18 protein-coding genes and 1 pseudogene are annotated in these 21,404 nt (G+C 65.8%); 9 read left to right on the plus strand and 10 right to left on the minus strand.

Annotation, left to right across the window (positions count from 1 at the left end; translation table 11 throughout):
* Position 1 precedes the first annotated feature (1 nt).
* The 4 genes from C450_RS14635 to C450_RS14655 form a co-directional block, all read right to left on the minus strand.
* Positions 2-1,330, minus strand: a complete 1,329-nt coding sequence (locus C450_RS14635; RefSeq protein ID WP_005044669.1) for an extracellular solute-binding protein — start codon at positions 1,328-1,330, stop codon at positions 2-4.
* A 149-nt stretch (positions 1,331-1,479) separates the two neighbouring features.
* The gene (locus C450_RS14640; RefSeq protein WP_005044671.1) at positions 1,480-2,646 is read right to left on the minus strand and encodes an alpha-1,4-glucan-protein synthase; all 1,167 of its coding nucleotides are present in this window, start codon (positions 2,644-2,646) and stop codon (positions 1,480-1,482) included.
* Positions 2,647-4,492: 1,846 nt separating this feature from the next.
* Complete coding sequence (locus tag C450_RS14650) at positions 4,493-6,202, minus strand: dockerin type I domain-containing protein (protein ID WP_005044675.1); 1,710 nt, start codon at positions 6,200-6,202, stop codon at positions 4,493-4,495.
* A 237-nt stretch (positions 6,203-6,439) separates the two neighbouring features.
* Positions 6,440-7,144 carry an SOUL family heme-binding protein gene (locus C450_RS14655; RefSeq protein WP_049910279.1) on the minus strand — a complete coding sequence of 235 codons (705 nt, stop codon included), beginning with the start codon at positions 7,142-7,144 and terminating at the stop codon, positions 6,440-6,442.
* Positions 7,145-7,462: 318 nt separating this feature from the next.
* On the opposite strand from C450_RS14655, the gene C450_RS14660 reads away from it, so the two are divergent.
* The 3 genes from C450_RS14660 to C450_RS14670 are packed head-to-tail and all read left to right on the plus strand — an operon-like array spanning position 7,463 to position 10,694.
* Positions 7,463-9,076, plus strand: coding sequence for an acyl-CoA carboxylase subunit beta (locus C450_RS14660; RefSeq protein ID WP_005044678.1), 1,614 nt, complete (start codon positions 7,463-7,465; stop codon positions 9,074-9,076).
* 50 nt (positions 9,077-9,126) lie between these two features.
* Positions 9,127-10,284 (plus strand): thiolase family protein, encoded by a 1,158-nt coding sequence (locus C450_RS14665; protein WP_005044680.1) that lies wholly within the window; start codon positions 9,127-9,129, stop codon positions 10,282-10,284.
* Positions 10,281-10,694, plus strand: coding sequence for an OB-fold domain-containing protein (locus C450_RS14670; protein ID WP_005044682.1), 414 nt, complete (start codon positions 10,281-10,283; stop codon positions 10,692-10,694). The genes C450_RS14665 and C450_RS14670 overlap by 4 nt, the downstream gene beginning before the upstream one ends.
* Before the next feature lie 53 nt (positions 10,695-10,747).
* Here C450_RS14670 and C450_RS14675 read toward each other — a convergent pair whose 3' ends face one another.
* A complete protein-coding gene (locus tag C450_RS14675; protein WP_005044683.1) occupies positions 10,748-11,440 on the minus strand; it encodes a DUF7547 family protein in 693 nt (230 codons plus the stop codon).
* A 120-nt stretch (positions 11,441-11,560) separates the two neighbouring features.
* Here C450_RS14675 and C450_RS14680 point away from each other — a divergent pair, with 120 nt between their 5' ends.
* Positions 11,561-11,752 (plus strand): hypothetical protein, encoded by a 192-nt coding sequence (locus C450_RS14680; RefSeq protein WP_005044685.1) that lies wholly within the window; start codon positions 11,561-11,563, stop codon positions 11,750-11,752.
* 385 nt (positions 11,753-12,137) lie between these two features.
* Here C450_RS14680 and dpsA read toward each other — a convergent pair whose 3' ends face one another.
* Positions 12,138-12,695 (minus strand): DNA starvation/stationary phase protection protein DpsA, encoded by a 558-nt coding sequence (gene dpsA / locus C450_RS14685; RefSeq protein ID WP_005044687.1) that lies wholly within the window; start codon positions 12,693-12,695, stop codon positions 12,138-12,140.
* Between the two features lie 257 nt (positions 12,696-12,952).
* On the opposite strand from dpsA, the gene C450_RS22465 reads away from it, so the two are divergent.
* Genes C450_RS22465 through C450_RS14695 form a run of 3 tightly spaced genes read left to right on the plus strand, consistent with a single transcriptional unit; the run spans position 12,953 to position 14,403 of the window.
* Entirely contained in the window at positions 12,953-13,126 is a 174-nt protein-coding gene (locus tag C450_RS22465) for a DUF7331 family protein (RefSeq protein WP_169317825.1), read from the plus strand.
* A gap of 39 nt (positions 13,127-13,165) precedes the next feature.
* Positions 13,166-13,639 carry a YbaK/EbsC family protein gene (locus tag C450_RS14690; protein WP_005044689.1) on the plus strand — a complete coding sequence of 158 codons (474 nt, stop codon included), beginning with the start codon at positions 13,166-13,168 and terminating at the stop codon, positions 13,637-13,639.
* A gap of 38 nt (positions 13,640-13,677) precedes the next feature.
* The gene (locus C450_RS14695) at positions 13,678-14,403 is read left to right on the plus strand and encodes an alanyl-tRNA editing protein (RefSeq protein ID WP_049910276.1); all 726 of its coding nucleotides are present in this window, start codon (positions 13,678-13,680) and stop codon (positions 14,401-14,403) included.
* A gap of 248 nt (positions 14,404-14,651) precedes the next feature.
* Here the strand turns inward: C450_RS14695 and C450_RS14700 are convergent, their stop codons facing one another.
* Both C450_RS14700 and purL read right to left on the minus strand, forming a co-directional pair.
* Positions 14,652-15,230, minus strand: coding sequence for a DUF998 domain-containing protein (locus tag C450_RS14700; RefSeq protein WP_005044694.1), 579 nt, complete (start codon positions 15,228-15,230; stop codon positions 14,652-14,654).
* 69 nt (positions 15,231-15,299) lie between these two features.
* Entirely contained in the window at positions 15,300-17,543 is a 2,244-nt protein-coding gene (gene purL, locus C450_RS14705; protein ID WP_005044696.1) for a phosphoribosylformylglycinamidine synthase subunit PurL, read from the minus strand.
* A gap of 737 nt (positions 17,544-18,280) precedes the next feature.
* Between purL and C450_RS14710 the strand changes: the two genes are divergently transcribed.
* Together C450_RS14710 and C450_RS14715 are read left to right on the plus strand one after the other, a co-directional pair.
* The gene (locus C450_RS14710) at positions 18,281-18,967 is read left to right on the plus strand and encodes a PHP domain-containing protein (protein ID WP_005044698.1); all 687 of its coding nucleotides are present in this window, start codon (positions 18,281-18,283) and stop codon (positions 18,965-18,967) included.
* Positions 18,968-19,102: 135 nt separating this feature from the next.
* A complete protein-coding gene (locus C450_RS14715) occupies positions 19,103-20,173 on the plus strand; it encodes a phytoene/squalene synthase family protein (RefSeq protein WP_005044701.1) in 1,071 nt (356 codons plus the stop codon).
* Between the two features lie 77 nt (positions 20,174-20,250).
* Here C450_RS14715 and C450_RS14720 read toward each other — a convergent pair whose 3' ends face one another.
* Both C450_RS14720 and C450_RS20950 read right to left on the minus strand, forming a co-directional pair.
* Positions 20,251-20,727 carry an NUDIX hydrolase gene (locus C450_RS14720; protein WP_005044703.1) on the minus strand — a complete coding sequence of 159 codons (477 nt, stop codon included), beginning with the start codon at positions 20,725-20,727 and terminating at the stop codon, positions 20,251-20,253.
* A 68-nt stretch (positions 20,728-20,795) separates the two neighbouring features.
* Positions 20,796-21,404, minus strand: a pseudogene (locus tag C450_RS20950) (transcription initiation factor IIB); the annotation flags it as partial.

The following is a 21,404-nucleotide window of genomic DNA, read 5'->3' on the forward strand; positions in this document are numbered from 1 at the left end:
CTCAGAGGACTCCGACTTCGCGCATCAGCGTGAGCGTGGGTTCGAGGTTCGAGAGCTTGGCGAGATCCAGCTGTGGCGGGTTGAGCTCGTCGATCGTCGGCAGCCCGCCGACCGGCGGGACGCCCGGGATCATCGGGTAGGCGAACGTCCGGGTGGCGAAGAACTCCTGGGCCTCGGCGGTGAGGAGATGCCGAACGAAGTTGTTGGCGAGTTCACGTCGCTGGGTCCCCTTGATGACCTCGACGCCGGCGGCATTGACGAGTGCGCCCGCATCGCCCTTCGTGAAGGCGAGTTCGATCGGCGCGTCCGGCCGGGCGGCCTTGACGCGCAGCGCGTAGTAGTGGTTCGCGAACCCGGCCGCGAGCTCGCCGTCCGCGACGGCGTTCGAAACCAGGAACTCGTCGGGGTACTCCGAAATCCCCTGTTGGGTCATGCTCTGGAGCCACTGCTTCGTTCCCTGTTCGCCGCGGAGCAGCCGCATCGCCGTGATGAACGACTGGAAGGAGCCGTAGGTCGGTGCCCAGCCCATCGATCCTTCTAGGGGGTTGGCGTCGGTGAACTTCTGTACCTTGTTCGGGATCTGGTCCGCCGACAGCGTGTCCGTGTTGAAGGGGACGCTGCGCGCTCGGCCGGCGACGCCGACCCATTGATTGCCGGGACGGAACGACTCGGGCACCGGCTTCACGACCTCGGAGGGAAGCTCCACGGTCGCGTCGTTGTCGGCGACGACACCGAGCGCGCCGACGTCGACCGCCCAGAACACGTCGGCGTTGGCCGAGCCGCTGTTGACCTCCGTGATGAGTGTGTTCGCGAGTTGGGCGGACGAGGCCGTGCGAAGTTCGACGTTGAAATCCGGATACATCCGTCCGAGGAGATCCAGAAACTCGGTGTACAGTCCGCCCTCGCCGCCGCCGAGATAGATACTCAGCGTCCCCGAGAGGTCGGGAAGCTCGGCGATTCGCGTTCCGTCGAGCGGTGGACGACTCTCGACGAGCGGTCCGGAGCCCCTGAACGACTCGACGCCGAGCGGCCCGCTTGCGGTCGCGTTGCCGGTGGTGTTCCCGCCGGTGGCGTTGTCGTTGCCACCAGTTCCGTTTCCGCTGCTGCCGTTTCCAGCACTACTGTTTCCGGAGCCGTTCGCACCGCTCGCGTTCCCGTCGCTCCCATTGCCCCCACTACCGGACGACGAACAGCCGGCGAGCAGTGCCGCTCCGGCCGCCGCGCCCGACGAGCGAAGGAACCATCGACGGCCGACGCCGGACGAGTCGCCGTGTTCGCGTCCTCGGTCGCGCCCGTTCGCCGTGGTATCGTCGCCACCTCGTCGCGTCATTGCCCTATATGATTTAGGACAGCCTAAAAGCTCTGTCGTTCCCGTTTCGGATTATCCCCGTTTCGTGACTTCGATCGTCTCGTGCATACCGAGTCGGGAGTGGACCTCGGTTTCGCCGTCTTCTTTCTCGCCGATCAACTGATTCCGGATCAGTCGTCGGCGGTCGCGGCGGCGCGCGTGGCGACCGAGCCCGGATCGAGTTCTTCGAGACAGTCGAGCCACTCGTGCATGTGTTCGCCGACGTACGACAGGAACTCGCCGTTCTCGAACTCCTCCCAGTCGCCCGCGACGAGCGCGTCGGCCATCGCGGCGTACGCTCCGGCGTAGCTGTCGGCACCCGCGGCGGCGTCGTCGACGATCGCCCAGAGGTGTTCGTTGCATTCGAGCGCGGGGAGCTCCGAGCGGAGATCGTCGAACGTCGAGCGCGGGGCCTTGTGGTGTTCACACAACGGTCCGCCGGTGATGATCTCTGTACCGAGCACGTCACAGGCTCGTTTCAGAAACACGCCGCTCCAGATATCGTCGAACCGGCCGACATTCCAGGGATTGTCGTCCATCGGGAGCTGGTAGAACGTGGGCACGACCTCGCGCCGGAAGGCGAGGTTCATCGAGCACACAGTCAGATACTGGCCCTCGCTTGCGACGAAGTCCTCGCCGAAGTCCTCGCGCGACAGGCGGGTTTCCGACTGCCCGCGCAGATCGCCGTCGGCGAGGATGCGGGCCGCGTCGAGGTCGGGGACATGGGTCCAGAGCCCCTGCGAGGCCACCACGCTATCGACGTGCGTCCGCTCGGTTTCGACGGTTTCGTCCATCGCGGAGTAGGGATACCCGCGAGGATAGAGGCCGTGGTCGTCGGCGTTCCGGTGGAGAACGTTCACCCACTGCTCGTCCGAGCGGACCGACTCGATCTCGCCCTCGTACGCGAGGTTCGCGAGGTGGCCGCCGAAGAAGTCGTCTTCGGGGTCCGGTCGAGTGTCGTCGTCGATGAAGATCCCGTACTCGAACTCGTTGGCCCAGAGATACAGCAGCCCGAAGCTGGTCTCGGCGTGGCTCGCCGCCGGCACCAGATGCGAAAACTCCGCGACACCCTGTTCGGCGTACCACTCCTCGCGGGCGGTGCCGTCGAAGACCTCGCCCGCGAGGTCGAGGTCGTCGAGCATCGACGCCATCGCGTCGGTCTCACAGAAATCCTCGGTCACGAGCACCACGTGGAGGCGATCGGTATCGAACCCGTGCTGTCTTGCGTTCTCGGCGTACGATCGCATGCACTCGTACTCGCGGATCGTCGGCACGATGACACAGATGTCGGCGGTCATTGCGATACGCTCGTTTTTTAGGACGGCCTAAAGAAACTGTCGTTGTGCGATTGGATGGGGTCCGGCTACCGTATCGTCGTTCGGGTTGTGACGAAGTAGATCACGCACGTCGTTGAGCGGCTGTAAAACGGGTTCTTCGATACCAGTCGCGACCGGTAGGCGTCTCTGTGATCCTCGTGTTCTGATTGGCGTGCTTTCCGATCACCGATTACGGCTGGAGCGTCAGTTCGACTCGTCCTCCCCGCTGGCGTCGTTCTCGTCGGGAAGGTCGACGGTCAGGGTGTGCGTTCCCGACTCGAACGTTCGTGTCTCGCTGTCGACGAACGTCTGCTGGGATTCGGTCTCGGGGCTCCAGCCGGGGCCGATCTTCTCGTAGCTCGCGAGCGTGAGTGTCACTGATTCGCCGTCGTCGACCGTGAACGTGGTCGTCGCGGTGCCGTTTTCGACGGTGATGTTCCGGCTCTCGATCCGATCGGCCATCGACGCGTCGGTGATGAACTCACCCTCCGAGCGACGCGTGATCGGTTCGGCGGTGCTGCCGTGGGCGAACCGGAGGAGTTCGTCGTTCTGATAGGTGCCGTTCGGTCCCTGGAGGTTCTCGATCGACTCACCGACCACGAAGTCGATCTGGTAGTACGTCTCTTCCGTCGCTCCACCACTGAGGAAGCCGAGCGCGTCGCGTTCCGCGTCCGTGAGTCGGCCGTCGCTCAGCGCGTCGGCGAGCGCTCGCAACTGATCGTCAGTGAGGTCGCCACTCGCGATGGCGTCGGCGACTGCCTCGCGCTGCGCGTCGGTCAGTCCGTCGCCGGCGAGCGCGTCGGTGATCGCGGTGATCTCCTCGTCGGTGAGGCCGCTCGCATCGAGGGCCGAACCGACACCCTCGATTCGTTCGGTCGAGAGTCCACTCTCGGAGAGTGAGTCGGCGATCGATCGTGCGTCGAGCGTTCGTTCCTCTTCGTCCGTCGTGGTGGTTTCAGTCGGCGTCTGCGTGGTTGTCGTCTGCGTTTCGGTCGGCGTTGTCGTCTGCGTTTCAGTCGGCGTTGTCGTGTCTGTAGTCGTCTCTGTGGCCGTCGTGGTTCCTGGTTCGGACGTGTCCGTTTCCGTCTCAGTCTCGGTCGTCGTTTCGGTTGCGGTGGTCTCAGTCTCGGTGGTCGTTTCGGTTGTGCTGGTCTCGGTTTCGGTGGTCGTTTCGGTTGTGCTGGTCTCNGTGGCCGTTTCCGTCTCGGTTGCCGTCGGCGTGGCGGTCGGGGTTTCCGTTTCGGTCGTCGTCTCTTGACTGCCAACGGCGAGCGACGCACCGTCGGTTCCGGTCACTTCGTACACGTCGCCAGCGCTGTCGCTGATCTCGGCCACGTCGAGCGAGAGGTCGCTCGACCCCGTTGCGGTGCCTTCGACCGTGACCGTCGCGATCACGACGCTGTCGTCATCGGACAACGCGTTGCCGAAGTAGATGGCATCGAAGTCGACGCTGGAGCCATCGTCGGCGATCGCGACGTTCTGGTTCGCCGGCTCGCCGGTGATCGAGAGGTCGGTGATCGTTCCAACGGACGGGTCGTCGAGCGTGACGGCCGCGTCGGTCGTGCCGATCCCGCCATCGGTGTTCTCGACGACGACCTCGTAGGTCGTCGTCTCGCCGGGTTCGATCTGCTGTTCGGCGGGTGAGAGCGAGACGGTGGTGCTGCCGGCCGCGCTGGCGGTGAACGTCACGGCCGAACCGGCCGAGCCGAGCACGAGAACGGCGAGTACGAGGCTGAGGATCGATTTCCGTCGTGTGTCGAGGAAGTTCGTCATTGGGTGTATAGTGAGTGGTGATGTGGGTGTGTGGCGATTTGGTAGAGTCTCTCGATCAGTTGGCGGTCGACCACTCGTTGTAGAGTGCCTGGGCGTCGGCTTGGGTCACGCTGCCGTCGCCGTTGAAGTCGAACGCGTCGACGTTGTTCTGCACCGTCGAGCTGCCGAGGCTGTCGTAGAGCGCCTGGGCGTCGGCCTGAGTTAGTTGGCCGTCGCCGTTGACGTCCTCGTACTGTCCGTCGCCGTCGGTGTCGGTCGGCGGGTTCTCGAAGTCGCCGACAGGACCGGGACCGGTTCCGTTTTCGAGCGTTTCTTCGTCGAACTGGTTGACGTCGCCGTCCTCACGGTCCGTGTCGGTGCCGATGACCGCACCGTTGGCCACGGAGGCCCCGACTGCACCGCTGCCAGCGTTGAACTTGGGTGCGTACTCCACCGACACCACGCTCGCGTTGTCCGTTATCGTGGCGTCCATCGAGTTTCGCACGGTCGCGTTCGAGTAGTAGAACTTGAAACTCCCCGTGCTCCCGATCTCGCTGATCTCCTCGTCGAAGGTGAAACGAAGCTCGTTCTCGCCGGCTCTGGCGACCGAGACGAGGTCGGGGTTCGCGGAGTTGCCGTCGTTGTTGAAGGCGACTGCCTGTTTGGGATTGGCCGTCTCGTCGCCCTCACCCGCGACCCGAACCGTGTTCGGATCCACGAACCCACGAACGACCGTCGCGGGGTCGATCCGCCCGTCGAACGGCACCGTCAGCGACGTCGTGTCGTTCGTGGGCCCGATGATCTCGTTGTTGCCGTCGAAAACTTGATTCTGGAAGTTCCGGCTGTCGTTGGGAACCATCTGGAAGTTGCCTGCCCCGCCCTGAACGTTGACCGGCTCGTCGAAGTCGAACTCCACGAGGGTCTGACAGTTGGTGTCCTCGGGGTTCTGTCGGTAGGTGAAGTTGTCGATGCCGACGAGATCTGGGGCCTGTGTCGGGCCGTCCGCGCTGCCGCCGTCACCCATGTCGGTGGTGCCACCGTTGCCACATCGGCTGAACTCGGGGGCCGACTCGTTGCTCACTTCGACCTCGTCCGGCGAGTTCGTTCGCTCGCTATCCGTCTGGTTCGAGACCGTTCCCTGCGTGACTGACGCACCGACTGCTGCGGAGACGTCGATACCGTCGACCGTCACGTTCACGAGGCGCGGCGTCGCCAGCGAGTCGGTCGCGACGCTGCCGTCGTACTGGCTGGTGTTCTCGGCGTAAACCTGGAACCCGCCGTCGCTGTTGACGCTAACAGGCTCGTCGAACGCGTAGACGAGACTGTTGGTGGTCTCGTTGACGGTGACGTTCACCAGATCCGGGTCAGCGGAGTTGCCGTCGTTGGAAACGTCCGCCGTCTGGAGCGGGTTGCTGGTTTCACCGCCTTCGCCCGCCACTTTCACCGTGCTCGGCTGAACGATACCACGGGCGATATCCTCCTGACTCACCGACGTGGGGAACGCGACGGTGACCGTGTTCGCCTCGTTGTTGCTGGCGATGTTCTGTCCATCAACGACTTCACTGCCATCGATCGGGACGAGCTCGAAGTTCCCGCCCGAACTCATACGCTCTACGGCTTCGTCGAACGTGAAGTCAACGAGAACCGCCGGTTCGTTCCCTATCTCGTTCTGTCTAAAGTTATCAACCAACTGGAGGTCGGGTGCCTGTGACGGGCCGCTCGCCTGGCCGGCAACGCCGCCAGCGAGTACACCCATCCCGACGGCGACCGCGCCGACCACGGCCACAGCGAGAGCGATACTTGTTAGATATTTCAACGTCCGACCAGTACGCATTTTATATCTAACCACCCGTGCCCCACCTATATCTTGTGCTTGCAGCCGCGCTCTGTCCCGGAACGAAATCGCGCCCCTAGTCCGTGTGCAGTCGTCGAGCGCCCGATGTGGCGGGTGAGAACGAATCGTCGACCGAATGGTGGGATCGGTTCGAGATCACGTTGCCCACTCCCGTCAAACGCGAATTCCTCACTCGCGCTCCCACGTGACTTCGACCGCCACCTCGTTCGTCCGGAGGAACGGTGGCGTCCCTGGCGCATCGTAGCCGAGATCGAACGGCTCACCGACAGGTGTGACAGCGGATTCGGCGAGTGTTTCGAGGAGTTCGGATCGCTGGCGTTCCGTTCGCCAGTCGGTTGCCCACCACGAGAACCGCCGTGCTGCGATCGAACGTGGGTCCTCTGTAGCGAGCGAGATGGCCGCATCGGTCGGCCGTGGGGCCGTGTTCGGTGTGTACTTCGCAGGGAGGTAAAACCCCATCCGTACACCGTCGTCCCCGTCCTCGGTACGGACCGGTGACGTCATCGAAACCGATTCACCCTCGTCCGTTCGAGCGGCGTCGGTACGGACGGGTGATGTCATCTCGATCGATTCGCCGTCGGCGTCCCCATCGGTGCGAACGGGAGCCGTCATCGCCACCGCGGAACGCGACTCGTTCGCCCCCTGGAGATACTCGAAGAGCCGTCCGAACGCCTCGCGGTTCGAGGACCCCGTCGTTTCGACCCGAACGAGCTCGGGATACCGTCGGATCTCCGTTCGGTCGTCGAGGGTTCGTTCGACGGTGTACTCGACGCGCTCGGCCGATCGGGACGTGAGGACGCTATACCCACTCCACAGTGCCACCGCACCACCGACGGCGGCTGCACTGGCAATTCCGAGACGTGTTCGGTTCATACGTTGCGTCGAATCGAGGGCGTCCGCACACTTGTACCGAACGCTGCCGACGAGTGTGGTCGACCTCGGTGCGGACTGAGCAAAACGATGGCGTACCACGACTGACTCGCATTCGTTCGCAGTTTCTCCTTCCGCTTCGGTGGATCGTTCGAACATTCCCCGCTGACAGTACACTTAGGTATCCCGGGATGTAGCCTCCCGGTAGAGTTCATGTCACCTGAAAGCCAAACGTGTGTGGTCACCGGTGCGTCGTGGACGAGGAGTCCTCCGATATGACCGGCCAGATCCTCGCAGTCAACAGCGAGATGGAGTGGTAGCGTGGCGACGGAAGAGCCAGCCGATACGACCGATAGCGCCGACGCGGCTACCGGCGGGACGGACGGTTTCGAGACCGAGACACCGATCGAGGAACTCCGACGCCGGCGCGCGGCGGCGGAGGCGGGCGGTGGCGAGGAGCGGGTCGCGGCCCAGCACGCGAAGGGGAAGCTGACCGCGCGCGAGCGGATCGAGTACCTCCTCGACGACGGGACGTTCCGCGAGCGCGGGACGTTCGTCGAACACCGCTCGACGAACTTCGACATGGACGAGCGCGGGGTGCCAGGCGACGGCGTCGTCACTGGGTATGGTGATGTCGACGGCCGCACCGTGTTCGTGTTCGCCCACGATTTCACCGTCCTCGGCGGATCGATCGGCGAGGCGGTCGCCGACAGGATCTGTGCGGTGATGGACGAGGCGATCGAGACGGGCGCGCCGATCGTCGGCCTCAACGATTCGGCGGGCGCGCGGATTCAGGAGGGAATCGACTCGCTCGCTGGCTTCGCACGGATCTTCCAACGGAACGTCCAGGCGAGCGGACGGGTACCACAGATATCGGCGATCATGGGGCCGTGTGCGGGCGGCGCGACCTACTCGCCCGCGCTGACGGATTTCACGGTGATGGTCGAGGACACGTCTCACATGATGATCACCGGGCCGGACGTGATCGAGACCGTCACCGGCGAGGAGATCTCGATGGCGGAACTCGGCGGGGCGAACACCCACGCGACCGAGAGCGGGGTCGCACACCTGACCTGTGCGTCGGAGAAGGACGCGCTCGACGACGTCCGACGACTGCTCGCCTATCTCCCAGCGAACAATGTCGGGGATCCACCACGCGTCGACTCGTGGGACGATCCCGAACGCCGATGCGAGGTCGGCGCGGTCGTCCCCGACGAGCCGCGGAAACCCTACGACGTGACGGATGTCGTTTCGAGGATCGTCGACGCAGACTCCTTTTTCGAGGTTCACGGCGAGTTCGCGCGCTCGCTCGTGACCGGGTTCGCACGCCTCGACGGCCGGCCGGTCGGTGTGGTCGCGAACCAACCGCGGGTCAACGCCGGCACGCTCGACATCGAGACGAGTCAGAAGGGCGCGCGGTTCGTTCGGTGCTGTGATTCGTTCAACGTTCCCGTCCTGACGTTGGTGGACGTGCCCGGGTTCATGCCCGGCACCGACCAGGAGCACAACGGGATCATCCGTCACGGCGCGAAACTGATCTACGCCTACGCCGAGGCGACCGTTCCCCTCCTTACTGTTATCCTCCGGAAGGCCTACGGCGGCGCGTACATCGTGATGAGCTCGAAGTTGCTGGGGGCGGACGTGAACTACGCGTGGCCAGGCGCGGAGACCGCCGTGCTCGGGCCGCGCGGCGCGGTCGACATCCTCTACGGCGACGAGATCGAGGCAGCCGACGATCCCGAAGCGACTCGCGAGGCGCTGATGGACGAGTACCGCGAGAAGTTCGCGAACCCCTACTCGGCGGCCGGACGCGGGTACGTCGACGGCGTGATCGAACCCGGTGAGACCCGCGAGCGCCTCGTGAGTGATCTCGACGTGCTCGCCCGCAATCGCGTCGACAGTTCCCCGAAAAAGCACGGTAACATCCAGCTCTGACCGTGCGTCGAAACACCCATACCGACGCCGGTGGAGTCACAGCGTGAACAATGAACACGAACGTCGCGATCGTCGGGGCGTCGATGACCCAGTTCGGCCAGCGCGACGCGTGGGTGCGTGAGCTGCTCGCCGAGGCGGGCGCGGCGTGTCTCGACGATGCGGGCGTCGGCCCCGAAACCGTCGAACATCTCTACGTCTCGAACATGGCGAGCGGCGAGTTCGAGGGGATGACGGGCGTCCCGAACGCGCTCGCTCACGATCTCGACTGCCTGCCGGCGTACACCCAGCGAGTCGATCAGACCTCTTCGTCGGGTGGGGCCGGGATGTACGCCGCGTGGCAGTCGATCGCCTCGGGCGCGAGCGAGATGACCTTGCTGGTGGGCGGCGAGAAGATGACCCACCGCTCGACGAGCGAGGCCACCGACGTCATCGCGTCGCTCACCCATCCTGTGGAGTACAAACACGGTGTCACGCTCCCGAGCTTTGCGGGCCTCACGGCACGCCTGTACCTCGATCAGTACGACGCACCGCGCGAGAGCCTCGGGAAGGTCGCGGTCAAGAACCACAAAAACGGCGTCGACAACCCCCACGCCCAGTTTCGAAAGGAGGTCGATCTCGACACCGTCCTGGAGAGCCCGATCGTCGCCGATCCCCTCCGACTGTACGATTTCTGTCCCATCACCGACGGGAGCGCGGCGCTCCTGTTCTGTCCGGAGTCCGTGGCGAAGGAGTACACCGACGAGTACGTCGTGATCGCGGGCGTCGGCGGCGCGACCGATACCCACGTGGTCCACGAGCGCAGTGATCCTACCACCATGGGCGGCGTGGTCGAATCCGGTCGCGAAGCCTACGAAATGAGCGGGTACGACCCCGACGACATCGACGTTGCCGAACTCCACGACATGTTCACGATCCTCGAGTTCCTCCAGATGGAGGGGCTCGGCTTCGCCGAGCCTGGCGAAGCGTGGCGCGCGACCGAGGATGGCCGGACCGAGCGCGACGGCGACCTCCCGATCAACACTTCGGGAGGGTTGAAGTCGAAGGGCCATCCCCTCGGCGCGAGCGGCGTCGCACAGGGCTACGAGATCTACAAACAGCTGCTCGGCGAGGCCGGCCCGCGTCAGGTCGACGCCGATGTCGGACTCGCGTGCAACGTCGGCGGGTTCGGCAACTGCGTCATCACCACGATCATGGAGGCGAGCGCATGAGCCACGAAAACGACGGCGCGCCCGACCGCGACGCCGACGCGGGCGAGACGCCCCCGATGGAAGCGACTCGGTACGCCGACGGTTCGATCACGTACCCCGGCCACACGATCGGGCCCGGCGGGGCGGAGCCGGTCGAAACCGTGGATCTGAGCGAGCATACCGCGACGGTGGTGACGTGGACGACGAGCACCGCGCCGCCGCCCGGCGTGGACGCACCCAACCATCTTGCGATCGTCGCATTCGACATCGATGGCGAGACGGTCCGAGCGCTCGGCCAGGTCACGACCGACGAGATCGCAATCGGCGACGACGTCACGCCGGTGTACGCTGCGGAACTCCGCAACCCCGAAGCCGGAATCCGCGAGCCCGAGAGTCAGGACTGGGACGGGTATCGGTTCGAACCGGTCTAATTTGCGGGGCCGGCTGTCAGAGCGAGTGTTCGAGCCAGGACGACCGCCCGTCGCTACGAGTCTTCCTCGTCGTCGTCGCCGTCGACCTCGTCGCGGATCGAGTCGAGTTCGGAATCGACATCGATAGTGACGCTCTCGCCGGCAGGGTCGTCGGTCGCGCCCGACTCCGCGTCCTCAGGCTCGCCGTCAGCGGAGCCGCGCGGCCGCGTCGTGTCCGCTCGGGAGCCGTCCTCGTTTCCGGCCTCGTCGAGGCGATCGTCGATCTCGCGCCGAAGTTCGCGGGCGTCGTCGAGCAGGGTTCTGGCCTCGGGGTTTTCGGGACGGCCGTCGAGCGCGTCCTGAAGGTCCACGAGCACGTCGTCGAGCCGATCGAGACCGTCGCGGCCGAGCCGTTCCGTCCGCGATCGCATTTCGCGCCCGCGCTCTCTGGCTTCCTCTCCGGTGCGAGCCAGCCGGATGACGCCCTGGAGTGCTTCGAGCAGCCGGATGTTGGCTTCGAGCACCGCGATCGCGGTGGGGATGGTGTACTCGTCGGTGAACCGGACGAGCTCGCCGGCTGTCGGCGGCCGCGGCAGCCCGAGCGGCCCCCGTGGCGGACCGCGCTCGCCCTCCAGCTCGTCGCGGAGATCGTCCAGCGTGGTCGAGAGATCGCCGGCCAACCGCCCGAGATCCTGGTCAGTCCCTCGGTCGCGGTCGCGCCGTCGATCGTCGCTGGATCGCCGATCGCCGTCCGGTCGGTCACTCATACCGATTCGTTGGCGGCGCGCGGTGAAAAGCACGGGTGCTCGCGGTCGGTCGCTGCTCGTTCGTGGATGGAGCTAGGGCGACCAAAACCCTTTTAGAATTAGGCCCGCCTAAGCATTCGTATGGCAGTCCCCGCCCACGAACAGGACGCCGACGCCGATTCCACTTCCGACGGCCGTGCCGAACCCGACTCCTCCGCACCGGAAACGGCCGTTTCGATGCACTCGACACGACCCGAACGCACCGTGTTCGTCGAAAAAGACAACACCGACGGCTGGATCGCGACCGATCTGACCGTCGAGTTGTGGCAGTAAACACGCGAGTCGATTCGGCTCGTTTCGACTATCGTCGTCGGAATCACTCTTCTTCTGCGATCTATCGGCCCTTCTTGCGGCCTATCGTCGATGCTTTCGTGACCGCACTGATGCCGGTACATCTGAGAACCGTCCAGCACCGCAGCTGCCCACGAGCCTCCCCAGTCGACTCACTCCGCTCGCGTCGCTCACTCCGTTCATCCACCGTCAGAGCTTCGCTCTGACGGGCCTGCGTTCGCTTCGCTCACGCAGACCTCGCACGCCGATCCGTGCTTGGTGTTCGCGTTAGAGGCGCTCCCGCTGGTCGCGCCTCGTTGCTCACACACACGAGCGCGCGCCGACGCACGTCACCAAAGAAAAATCGGGTCGTCGATATCGCCGTGTCTCAGTGGGTCGCCTCGTCGAGCACGAGGGTGTCGTCTTCGAGGTAGTGTTCGAGATGGTGGGCGTACTCCTCGTAGTCGGCGATCGCACCGCGGACCACTTCCTCGGAGGTGTAGTCGCCGAGGTTGTTCGTGAGTTCGATGTGGTCACGCATCCGCTCGATGATGTCGGCGAACATCTCCATGTCGCTGCGGAGCGACGTCCGGACGTCGTAGACGTCCTCGCCCTCGAACTCGACGTAGCTGTGTTCGGCGTGGGCTTCGGGCCCGGCGATCGGGACGCCTCCGAGCGCCTGGGCGCGCTCGGCGATCACATCGGAGTGGTGCTCGACGGCCTCGTAGGCCTCTTCGAGGAACCGATGGACTTCGAGGAACTCTGCGCCTTCGACGTTCCAGTGGTGTTTCTTGAGCTGGTGGTACAGCACGTACGACGACGCGAGGTCGGCGTTCAGCGCGTCGACGATCTGCTCGGCCCGGTCGCCTTCGATCCGGAGTGCCGGCGATTCCTCGACGGTCCCGAACTCCTGCTGGAGTTGCGAATCGGATTTCTGTGCGCTCATTACACTCCCAGCTACACCCTCCTCCCACTTAGGTATTGCTATCGAGAAAAATACTTTCGGTTAGCCAAAACAGAGTTTGTCTTTGCCGCAGTCGATTTTGTTATGCCACGGCAGGCGATCGTCGATGGCCGAGTGGATCATCGACGAACACCACCGCGGCGTTCGTTCCGGGTGGTGGGGGTGGCAACCTTTATCACGATCTGGCCCGTTCGTTCAATCGTACAGCGAGTACCAAACAGGCCCCCTATACCACGACAATGAGCACGTCCCCGCACGAGACCCCCTCCGAGTCGTCCAGTGACGCGCCCGCTCCGATAGAGCGCATCGCCGCCTTCGAGCGCGACGACGGCGCGATCGTCATCTACGACGAGCGCGAGCCAACGGCGTGGATCCAGTCGAGCGGCGCTGTCGACGTCGACGAAGCGCGCTGACCCCGCAGTCTTTTCTCACGAGCGGTGTGAGCGATCGGTATGCATCCCCGAGCACGTGCGTTCGCCGACCGCGCCGCCGCAGAACACGACCTCGACGTCGACGTTCACGAGTTCCCGGAAGGAACCAAGACGGCGGCCGACGCCGCCGACGCGATCGGGTGTGACGTCGCCCAGATCGCGAGTTCGCTCGCCTTTCATGCGCCCGACCTCGTCGTCGTGGTCACGAGCGGAGCCAACCGGGTGAGCGAGGCGCGCCTCGCCCGGATTCGAGACGTTGCCGAGAGCGAGGTCGAAATGGCCGACGCCGACGACGTACGCGAGACGCTCGGCTGGTCGATCGGCGGCGTCCCACCCTTTTGCCACGAGTCGGACGTGCCGGTGTATCTCGATGAGACCCTCACCGGGTTCGAGACGGTCTGGGCCGCCGCCGGCACCCCCGAAGCGGTGTTCCCAGTCGCACCGGACCGGCTCGAAGCGCTCGCGAGCGCGCGATCGGTCGACGTGGCCGAATGAGGCACAATCCCGATACCCTTCCGCGCCGAACCCGTGGTGTGAGCGACCAGCGCTATCTCCCCGACGACGAGTACACCCGCGAGTTCGAAGCTCGCGTGACGAGCATCGACGAAGCGGACCACACCGTGGTTCTCGACGGCACGTACTTCTACAAGGAGGGTGGCGGCCAGCCCGCCGATCACGGGAGTCTCTCGTGGGATGACGGCTCGGCGCGCGTGGTCGACGTCCGCCAGGATCACGGCGAAATCCGCCACACCCTGGAGGGTGATCTGCCCGAATCCGGAACCACGGCTCACGGCGAACTCGACTGGGAGCGCCGCTACGCCCACATGCGCTACCACACCGCCCAACACGTCGTCTCGAAGGTCGTCCTCGACGAGTTCGACGCGAGTACGGCGGGCAATCAGATTCACGCCGATCGCGCCCGGATCGACTTCGAGCCCGCACAGTTCGACGCAGAGGACCTCCGGACGATCGAGCGACTCTCGAACGACCTGATCGAGCGCGATCTCCCGGTCGAAAAATCCCGTCGCTCGCGCGACGCTCTCGAAGCCGAAACTCCCGATGGCCGGACCAATCTCGATCTCATCCCCGAGCACGTCGACCCGCTCCGGGCGGTCGCGATCGGTGATGTCGATGTCTGTCCGTGCGGCGGCACCCACGTCGACAGCCTCGGCGAGCTCGGCCGAATCGAGATCGTTGAACGAACCTCGAAGGGAGCGGATGTCGACCGGATCGAGTTCGTTCTCCACGATCCCGACTGACACCGCCGGCGTCGACTGCCGCGGACGACGCTCCCTCGCCATCGGGCCACAACGTTCGCCGGAAACGGCTCGCCGTGACCCTCTCTTCGACCGTCGGCCACACAAAGCTTATTACAATACCTCGAAAAACGTTCAGATGGAGCCCGACTGGCTCCGCATCGACGGGGACGACTCCGCTGCCTGGCATCATACCCTCCCCCTCCCCTTTCGTCCCCGTTTTTCCGCCACACAGCGCCGCTGACCGTCGGCTACGCCCGAATTTCGGACGAGCGGAGCTGCAACGCGACTCCCCACACCCAGATCGCGAACAGCACTGCGCCGATCGCTTCGGGGATCGCGAGCCCCGATCCAGGACGGACACCGGTGCTCCACGCGGCCCACGAGCCGATGTGGACGAGCGCGAGCCCGAGGGCGGCGAGACCCCACGTCCGCGCGCCCGCTCGAAGCGCCCCGATCCCGTCGACCAGCATCGTCAGGGTCGCCCCGAGATAGAAACTGAGCGCGACCGGGAAGTGAAGCGGGTGTCCCGACCGGAAAACCCCAACAAGCGCCATCGAGACGGCCGTGAGACCGAACACCGCTCCCAGAGTCGATCGACCATCGGCTGCGAGCACCCACGCGAGCGGGAGCGCGAGCACGCCGCCGGCGACGAGACCGCCGTTGAACGCGAGCGCGCTCGCGGGCGTCACGCCGAGGTCCGAGAGTGCACTTCCTGCCCACGAGAACGTCGGTGAGAGGGCGGTTCCGAGAAAGATCGATCCGAGCGCGACGACCGGAGCGAGCGCACCCGAGACCACGACGAGACGCCGATCGAGCGAACCGTTCACGCGCAGATCTCCCGACGCGGCGGACGAAACAGTTGTGGTACGCCGTCGTCGTTCTCGCGGTCCGTCCGCTCAGTCCATCTCGCGATCGAGCACTGCCCGACGTTCGGCGACCGTCTCGGCCGACATCGAGAGTTCGGTGTCGCCGACGCTCGCTTCGAGTCGGCCGGTGTCGGTCGTCGACCCGAGTTCGTGGACCGGCGCGACGCCCGTGAACGCCTCGCGGACCGCCTCCGGGTCCCGGGTCTCGATCACTGCCCGGCCTGGCTGTTCGTGAAAGAGGTGCTCGGCCGGACTTGCTGGGCCCTCGATCTCGACAGCCGCACCCACAGCCGGCGTGACCATCTCCGCGAGCGTCACCGCCAACCCCCCGTGGCTCGCGTCGTGGACCGCGGTCGTCGCCTCGTGAGTCGCCACCGTCGCGAGCGCTTCGACGAGCGCGGCCGGATTCGCCGGCAGCGAGGCGAATCGGTCGGAGCCCTCCGGAGCGAGATACGCCGATCCGCCGAGTCCTGCCTGTTCGCCGTCGAGAACGCGATCGCCGACCACGAGGAGCGCCCCCTTGCCAGCGAGCGCGGTCGACGGCCCGGCGTCGGCGTGCGTCGGTCCCTCGTTGGCGTTCGTCGGTCCTTCGTCGGTGCTTGCGTCCTGGCCGTCGTCGTCCCATGCTCGCGTGCCGACCATCGCGAGCGTCGGTGTCGGCGGGATCGGGCCCGCCACCGAGTCGTTGTAGAGCGAGACGTTGCCGCCCACGACCGGCACCGAGAGGTCGCTGCACATCTCGGCGAGGCCGTCGACGATCGCCGAAAAGCCGCCGTAGACGTCGGGGTTCTCGGGGTTGCCGCCGTTGAGACAGTCGACGGCGGCGAGCGGCTTTGCCCCTGTGGCGGCGAGATTCGTGGCGTTTTCGAGCGCGATCGCGCACGCACCCTCGTAGGGGGCGGCGCTCGTCCAGCGCGGCTCCGCGCCCGCCGAGATCGCGAGGCCGACGCCGGCCTCGTGGAGGTCCATCACCGCCGCGTCGTCGCCCGGTCGGACGGCGGTCCGAAGCCCGACTTCGTGATCGTACTGGCGGTAGACCCACTCCTTACTCGCGGTGTTCGGATCGCTCAGAACCCGCTCGAACGCCGAATCGACCGGGCTGCCGGGGAGATCGCGCTCGGGTTGCGTGGGTGGTTCGGCGGGAAGGTCGTTCATCGGTGCGCCGTCGGCGAGGTAGGTCGCGGGGACGTCGACGACGGTCTCACTGTCGAACGAACAGGTGTAGTTCCCCCCGGAAATCTCACCGATGACCGAACATCCCAGATCGAACCGCTCGGCGATCTCCTGCACTCGATCGGTGTCCTCCGGTCGGACCTCGTAACACATCCGTTCCTGAGACTCGGCGAGCAGGATTTCGGTCGCGTTCATCCCCGGCTCGCGCCGGTGGACTGCTTCCAGATCGATCTCGGCCCCGAAACCCCCCTTGGCGATCAGTTCGGAGGATGCTCCGCCGAGTCCGGCGGCTCCAAGATCCCGCGCCGCCTGCACGAGGTCCTCGTCGATCAGCGCCTCGTTCGCCTCGATCAGGAGTTTTTCAGTATAGGGATCGCCGACCTGAACCGCCGGTCGATCCTCGGTTTCGGCGTCCTCCGCGAGGTCCTCACTCGCGAAACTCGCCCCGCCCAGTCCGTCGCGCCCCGTGGCGTTCCCGACGAGCACTAGCTTGTTCCCCGCGCGCTGTGCCTCGGCGGTAACGAGCCGATCCGCAGAGAGGAGGCCTGCACACGCCACGTTCACGAGGGGGTTGCCCTCGTAGTCGGGATGAAACGCGACGCTGCCGCCGACGGTCGGCACGCCGATCGCGTTGCCGTAGTCCGCGATCCCCTCCACGACGCCGTCGAACAGATAGCGGGAGTGTTCGGCGTCGAACGCACCGAAGTAGAGCGAGTCGGTCAGCGCGATCGGGTACGCCCCCATCGAGAGCGTGTCGCGGACGATCCCGCCGACGCCCGTCGCCGCGCCGTCGTACGGATCGACGTACGAGGGATGGTTGTGGCTCTCGATCCCGAGCGTGACGTAGAGGTTGTCGATGTCGTCGTTCCCATCCGCACCGTCGGTTCCATCGGGCGTCGGCACGGCCACCACGGCGGCGTCGTCGCCTGGGCCGATCACCACGTCCTCACTATCGCTGTCGAACGCCGACAGTAGTGGGCGCGAGGAGCGGTACGCACAGTGTTCACTCCAGAGATTCTCGAACAGTGCGGCCTCCGCCGGCGTCGGCTCGCGGCCGAGCTCCGCGACGATCCGCTCGCGGTCGGCCTCGGGAAGGGGCATATCCGTGCATTCGCGACATCGAGTAAAGCGCTTGTGATGGCCCGAGAGCACGGGACCGTCGCAGTGGGCTGAGTTACTGTCGGGCAAGACCGGTCGAACGACAGCACGAGTTCGGCGACGATGGCTGACTCGTCTACGACGATCATGACTCACATGAGAGGCCGCAGGCCACGCCCTCCCCAACCGATTCCTTCGCTCGCTCACTCCGTTCGCTCGGCTCAGTCATCCACCGTCAGAGCGACGCTCTGACGAGCCTGCACTCGCTGCTCACGGCTCGCTTCGTCTGCTCGCGGGCGAAGCCCGCTCGCATGGTCCGAGGGACCGAAGGTCCCTCGCTACTCGCCGTTCGCATTCGAGGTCGTCCGAGAGAGCGAAGCTCTCTCGTGATGACGAAAGACGCGAAGCGTCTTTCGAACCACGCTCACTCCGTTCGCGCCTCGCACCGCTCGCGCAGACCTCGCACGAGTCGCGCGTCTTCGGCGTGCTCACGGGTCGGCCCTCCCCGTTCGCGTCCGCGGCCCTCCCTTCGGTCGCGCCGCGCTCCGCTCCCGCGCTCACGGGTCGCTGCGCTCCTCGTTCGCGCATTCGGCGGCGCTCGCTCCGTTCGCGCCGCCCGCGCGCCACCGCCCCTAAAAGTGACGGCATTGCGAACACAAGTGTACCCATGCAGTCCGGCTGGTGACGGGGGAACGTTGGGAACCGGGACGCTTTTGCTCTACCGACCGATGATCTCACCCGTGCTGTCGGCCGAGCTCCACTGTCACTCAGAACTCTCCTTCGACGGCCGTGATCCGGTCGACCTTCTGCTCTCCCAGGCCGAGGCCGTCGGTCTCGATGTGCTCGCCGTCACCGACCACGACGAGATCGACGCCAGCCTCGCGGCCGCCGAGCGGGCGTCGGACTACGGTCTCATCGGGATTCCCGGCTCCGAGGTGAGTAGCGCCGCCGGCCACGTGCTCGCGCTCGGAATTGACGAACGGGTTCCCGCGGGGCTGCCGTTCGAGGAGACCCTCGCGCGCATCCGCGAGCAGGACGGGATCGCGGTCGTTCCCCATCCGTTCCAGCGCTCGCGCAGCGGCGTCGCCCCCCACATCACCCGCGACACGCTCGCGAGCGCCGACGCGATCGAGACGTACAACTCCCGGCTGCTCACCGGGCGCTCGAACCGCCGGGCCGAGCGCTTTGCGGAGACGAACGATCTCCCGATGACGGCGGGCAGCGACGCCCACATCGCGGAGCTCGTCGGTCAAGCCGTCACGGAGATCGACGCCGACGAGCGGTCGGTCGAAGGTGTGCTCGACGCGATCCGTGCGGGCCGCACCAGAGTGGTCGGCAAGCGGACCCCGTGGCGGATCAGTTTCCGCCAGGCGAGCGGCGGCGTCAAACGCCGGATCAAGAACCGACTCGCGAGCGTCTTCGGGTAGGGGTTCGGTGTGGTGTCGCTCGGACGATCCGCGACGACCAATCGTCGACACGGTTGTGGACCGGGCGACGATCGGTCGAAAACGGGCGTTCGTTTCTCAGGGCTTTTGTAGCTCAACCCCGAACATCGGGGCGAGATGACTGCTGGCTCCGGCGAGTCGACGGACGCGGAGCGTCGACAGTGGTGTCACGATGCGCTCGACGGGACCTCGCGCACGTTCGCCATCACCGTCGACGTGCTCGACGAGCCGATGGCCACCCAGATCTGCGTCAGCTATCTCCTCTGTCGCGTCGCCGACACCGTCGAGGACGCCGGCCACATTCCCTCCGATGTCCAGGTCGATCTGTTAGAGACGTACGACCGCGCGCTCGATCCCGACGACACGACCGGGATCGAGGCGTTCGCCGAAGCAGTCGAGCCGTGGCTCCCCGCCGATCCCGACGCCGACTGGACCGTGGTCGCTCGTGCCCCGCGCGTCGTCCGGGCATTCGAGGACCTCGATCCGAGCGCGCGCGAGGCAGCCCGCGATCCCATCCGCGAACTCGTCTCCGGGATGGCGATGTTCGTCGAACGCTACGCCGATACCGAGGGCATTCGAATCGAAACCGTCGACGAACTGGAGGAGTACTGCTGGTACGTCGCGGGTACGATCGGGACGCTGATCACGAACCTCCTCGCACGGGACGCCTCCCCGGAGCGGACGCGCCAACTCCGTGAGAACGACCGCTCGTTCGCCCTCCTGCTCCAGCTCGTGAATGTCGCGAAGGACGTCACCGACGACTACCGCGAGGAGAACAACGTCTATCTCCCCGCGACGTGGCTCCGCGAGCACGGCGTCGAGCCCGACGGGGTCTGTGACCCCGAGAACACCTCCGCGGTCGCGAGCGTGATCCGGCGGGTCGCCGACCACGCGTCGGGCTACGTCGACGGCGCGCGAACCTACCTCGAAGCGACGCCCGAGACCCGCGGCAACACGCTCGCGGCGTGGACCGTCCCTTACCTGCTCGCGGTCGGCACCCTCCGCGAACTCGACGAGCGTGCCGAGGACGTCGTCCGTGATGGGGGTGTGAAGATCTCGCGAGCGGAGGTACTCGCGATCGTCGATCGCTTCTCGGACGGCGTCGACCGTGCCGCGATCGAACGGCTCCGAACACAGATCGCCGCCGCGCCCTTCCACCAGCACGCAAAACGCCAGCAGTCGAACTGATCGTTCATCGAACTGAGCGCTCACGATCGATTTTCTGCCCCCGCCCCCGGTCGCGACAGCAGCCCCACTCGATCCCATCAGATGTCGTTCCCGACGGTAGCGATGGCTTCACAACCGATCTGCACCGTGTCGGCGTCGAGGTCACTCGTGTGGAGATCGTCGGACGCGTACCACGCCCACGCGTCCGATCCGGGCTCGTCGTCGCCCGCGGGTTCGATCTCGCGACGATCCACACGGGCGAAGTAGACGAGATCGATATGCTGGTGGCTCACTCGACCATCGGGATGCACGTCGACGTCGTAGAGCATCCGGTACCGCGGCTGTGGGAGCGCCCGTCCGGCAGGCGCGTCGATGTCCGGCACGCTGGCGACGAGATCGGCGTCGAGCCCCGTCTCCTCGTGGACCTCACGGAGTCCCGCCTCGTACGGTAGTTCGTCACGGTCGACGTGGCCGCCCGGTGGGATCGTGATACCGAGTCGAGGATGTTCGTGGAGCGCCGTCGCTCCGTCGTTGACGACGTACACCGTCGCCGTGAGATGGCGGGTCGTTTCCATGATCGACGAACACGACGGTCCGGTTTCGGCTTTGCGACACGCGAACGAGCGGCTGAGGAGAACGCGATCTACGGAGCCTGAACCTGCTCTTCGGCTTCGAGGAGTTCGTGATATCGGTTGCGGATGGTGACTTCGGAGATGTCGGCGACTTCCGAAACAGCGCCCTGGGTGACTTTCTCGTTGGTGAGGAGCGCAGCGGCGTAGACCGCAGCAGCCGCCAGCCCGACGGGGCTCTTCCCNAAACAGCGCCCTGGGTGACTTTCTCGTTGGTGAGGAGCGCAGCGGCGTAGACCGCAGCAGCCGCCAGCCCGACGGGGCTCTTCCCGCTGTGGACGCCCTCTTCTTTGGCAGTGTCGAGGAGCTGTCGGGCGCGGCGCTCGGACTCCTCGGAGAGGTCGAGATCGGAGGCGAAGCGGGGGACGTAGCTCGCGGGGTCGGCGGGCCGGATCTCCAGGCCGAGCTCGCGTGCCACGTACCGGTACGTCCGGGCGACCTCGCTCTTTTCGACCCGAGAGACGGTAGCGATTTCGTCAAGCGAGCGAGGGGTACCGGCCTGCCGTGCCGCCGCATACAGCGCACTGGTCGAGACACCCTCGATGGAGCGCCCAGGCAGAAGGTCCTCGTCGAGCGCGCGGCGGTAGATGACGCTCGCGGTCTCGCGCACGCTGTCGGGAAGC

This window comes from Halococcus salifodinae DSM 8989 (genome assembly GCF_000336935.1).
GTDB lineage: Archaea > Halobacteriota > Halobacteria > Halobacteriales > Halococcaceae > Halococcus > Halococcus salifodinae.

What these genes read in the sequence shown, in the direction of transcription:
- C450_RS14675 (WP_005044683.1), bottom strand. Translation starts at nt 11,440, where the DNA reads ATGAGTGACCGACCGGACGGCGATCGGCGATCCAGCGACGATCGACGG.
- C450_RS14665 (WP_005044680.1), top strand. Translation starts at nt 9,127, where the DNA reads ATGAACACGAACGTCGCGATCGTCGGGGCGTCGATGACCCAGTTCGGC.
- purL (WP_005044696.1), bottom strand. Translation starts at nt 17,543, where the DNA reads ATGCCCCTTCCCGAGGCCGACCGCGAGCGGATCGTCGCGGAGCTCGGC.
- C450_RS14690 (WP_005044689.1), top strand. Translation starts at nt 13,166, where the DNA reads ATGCATCCCCGAGCACGTGCGTTCGCCGACCGCGCCGCCGCAGAACAC.
- C450_RS14635 (WP_005044669.1), bottom strand. Translation starts at nt 1,330, where the DNA reads ATGACGCGACGAGGTGGCGACGATACCACGGCGAACGGGCGCGACCGA.
- C450_RS14715 (WP_005044701.1), top strand. Translation starts at nt 19,103, where the DNA reads ATGACTGCTGGCTCCGGCGAGTCGACGGACGCGGAGCGTCGACAGTGG.
- C450_RS14680 (WP_005044685.1), top strand. Translation starts at nt 11,561, where the DNA reads ATGGCAGTCCCCGCCCACGAACAGGACGCCGACGCCGATTCCACTTCC.
- dpsA (WP_005044687.1), bottom strand. Translation starts at nt 12,695, where the DNA reads ATGAGCGCACAGAAATCCGATTCGCAACTCCAGCAGGAGTTCGGGACC.
- C450_RS22465 (WP_169317825.1), top strand. Translation starts at nt 12,953, where the DNA reads ATGAGCACGTCCCCGCACGAGACCCCCTCCGAGTCGTCCAGTGACGCG.
- C450_RS14670 (WP_005044682.1), top strand. Translation starts at nt 10,281, where the DNA reads ATGAGCCACGAAAACGACGGCGCGCCCGACCGCGACGCCGACGCGGGC.
- C450_RS14655 (WP_049910279.1), bottom strand. Translation starts at nt 7,144, where the DNA reads ATGAACCGAACACGTCTCGGAATTGCCAGTGCAGCCGCCGTCGGTGGT.
- C450_RS14640 (WP_005044671.1), bottom strand. Translation starts at nt 2,646, where the DNA reads ATGACCGCCGACATCTGTGTCATCGTGCCGACGATCCGCGAGTACGAG.
- C450_RS14720 (WP_005044703.1), bottom strand. Translation starts at nt 20,727, where the DNA reads ATGGAAACGACCCGCCATCTCACGGCGACGGTGTACGTCGTCAACGAC.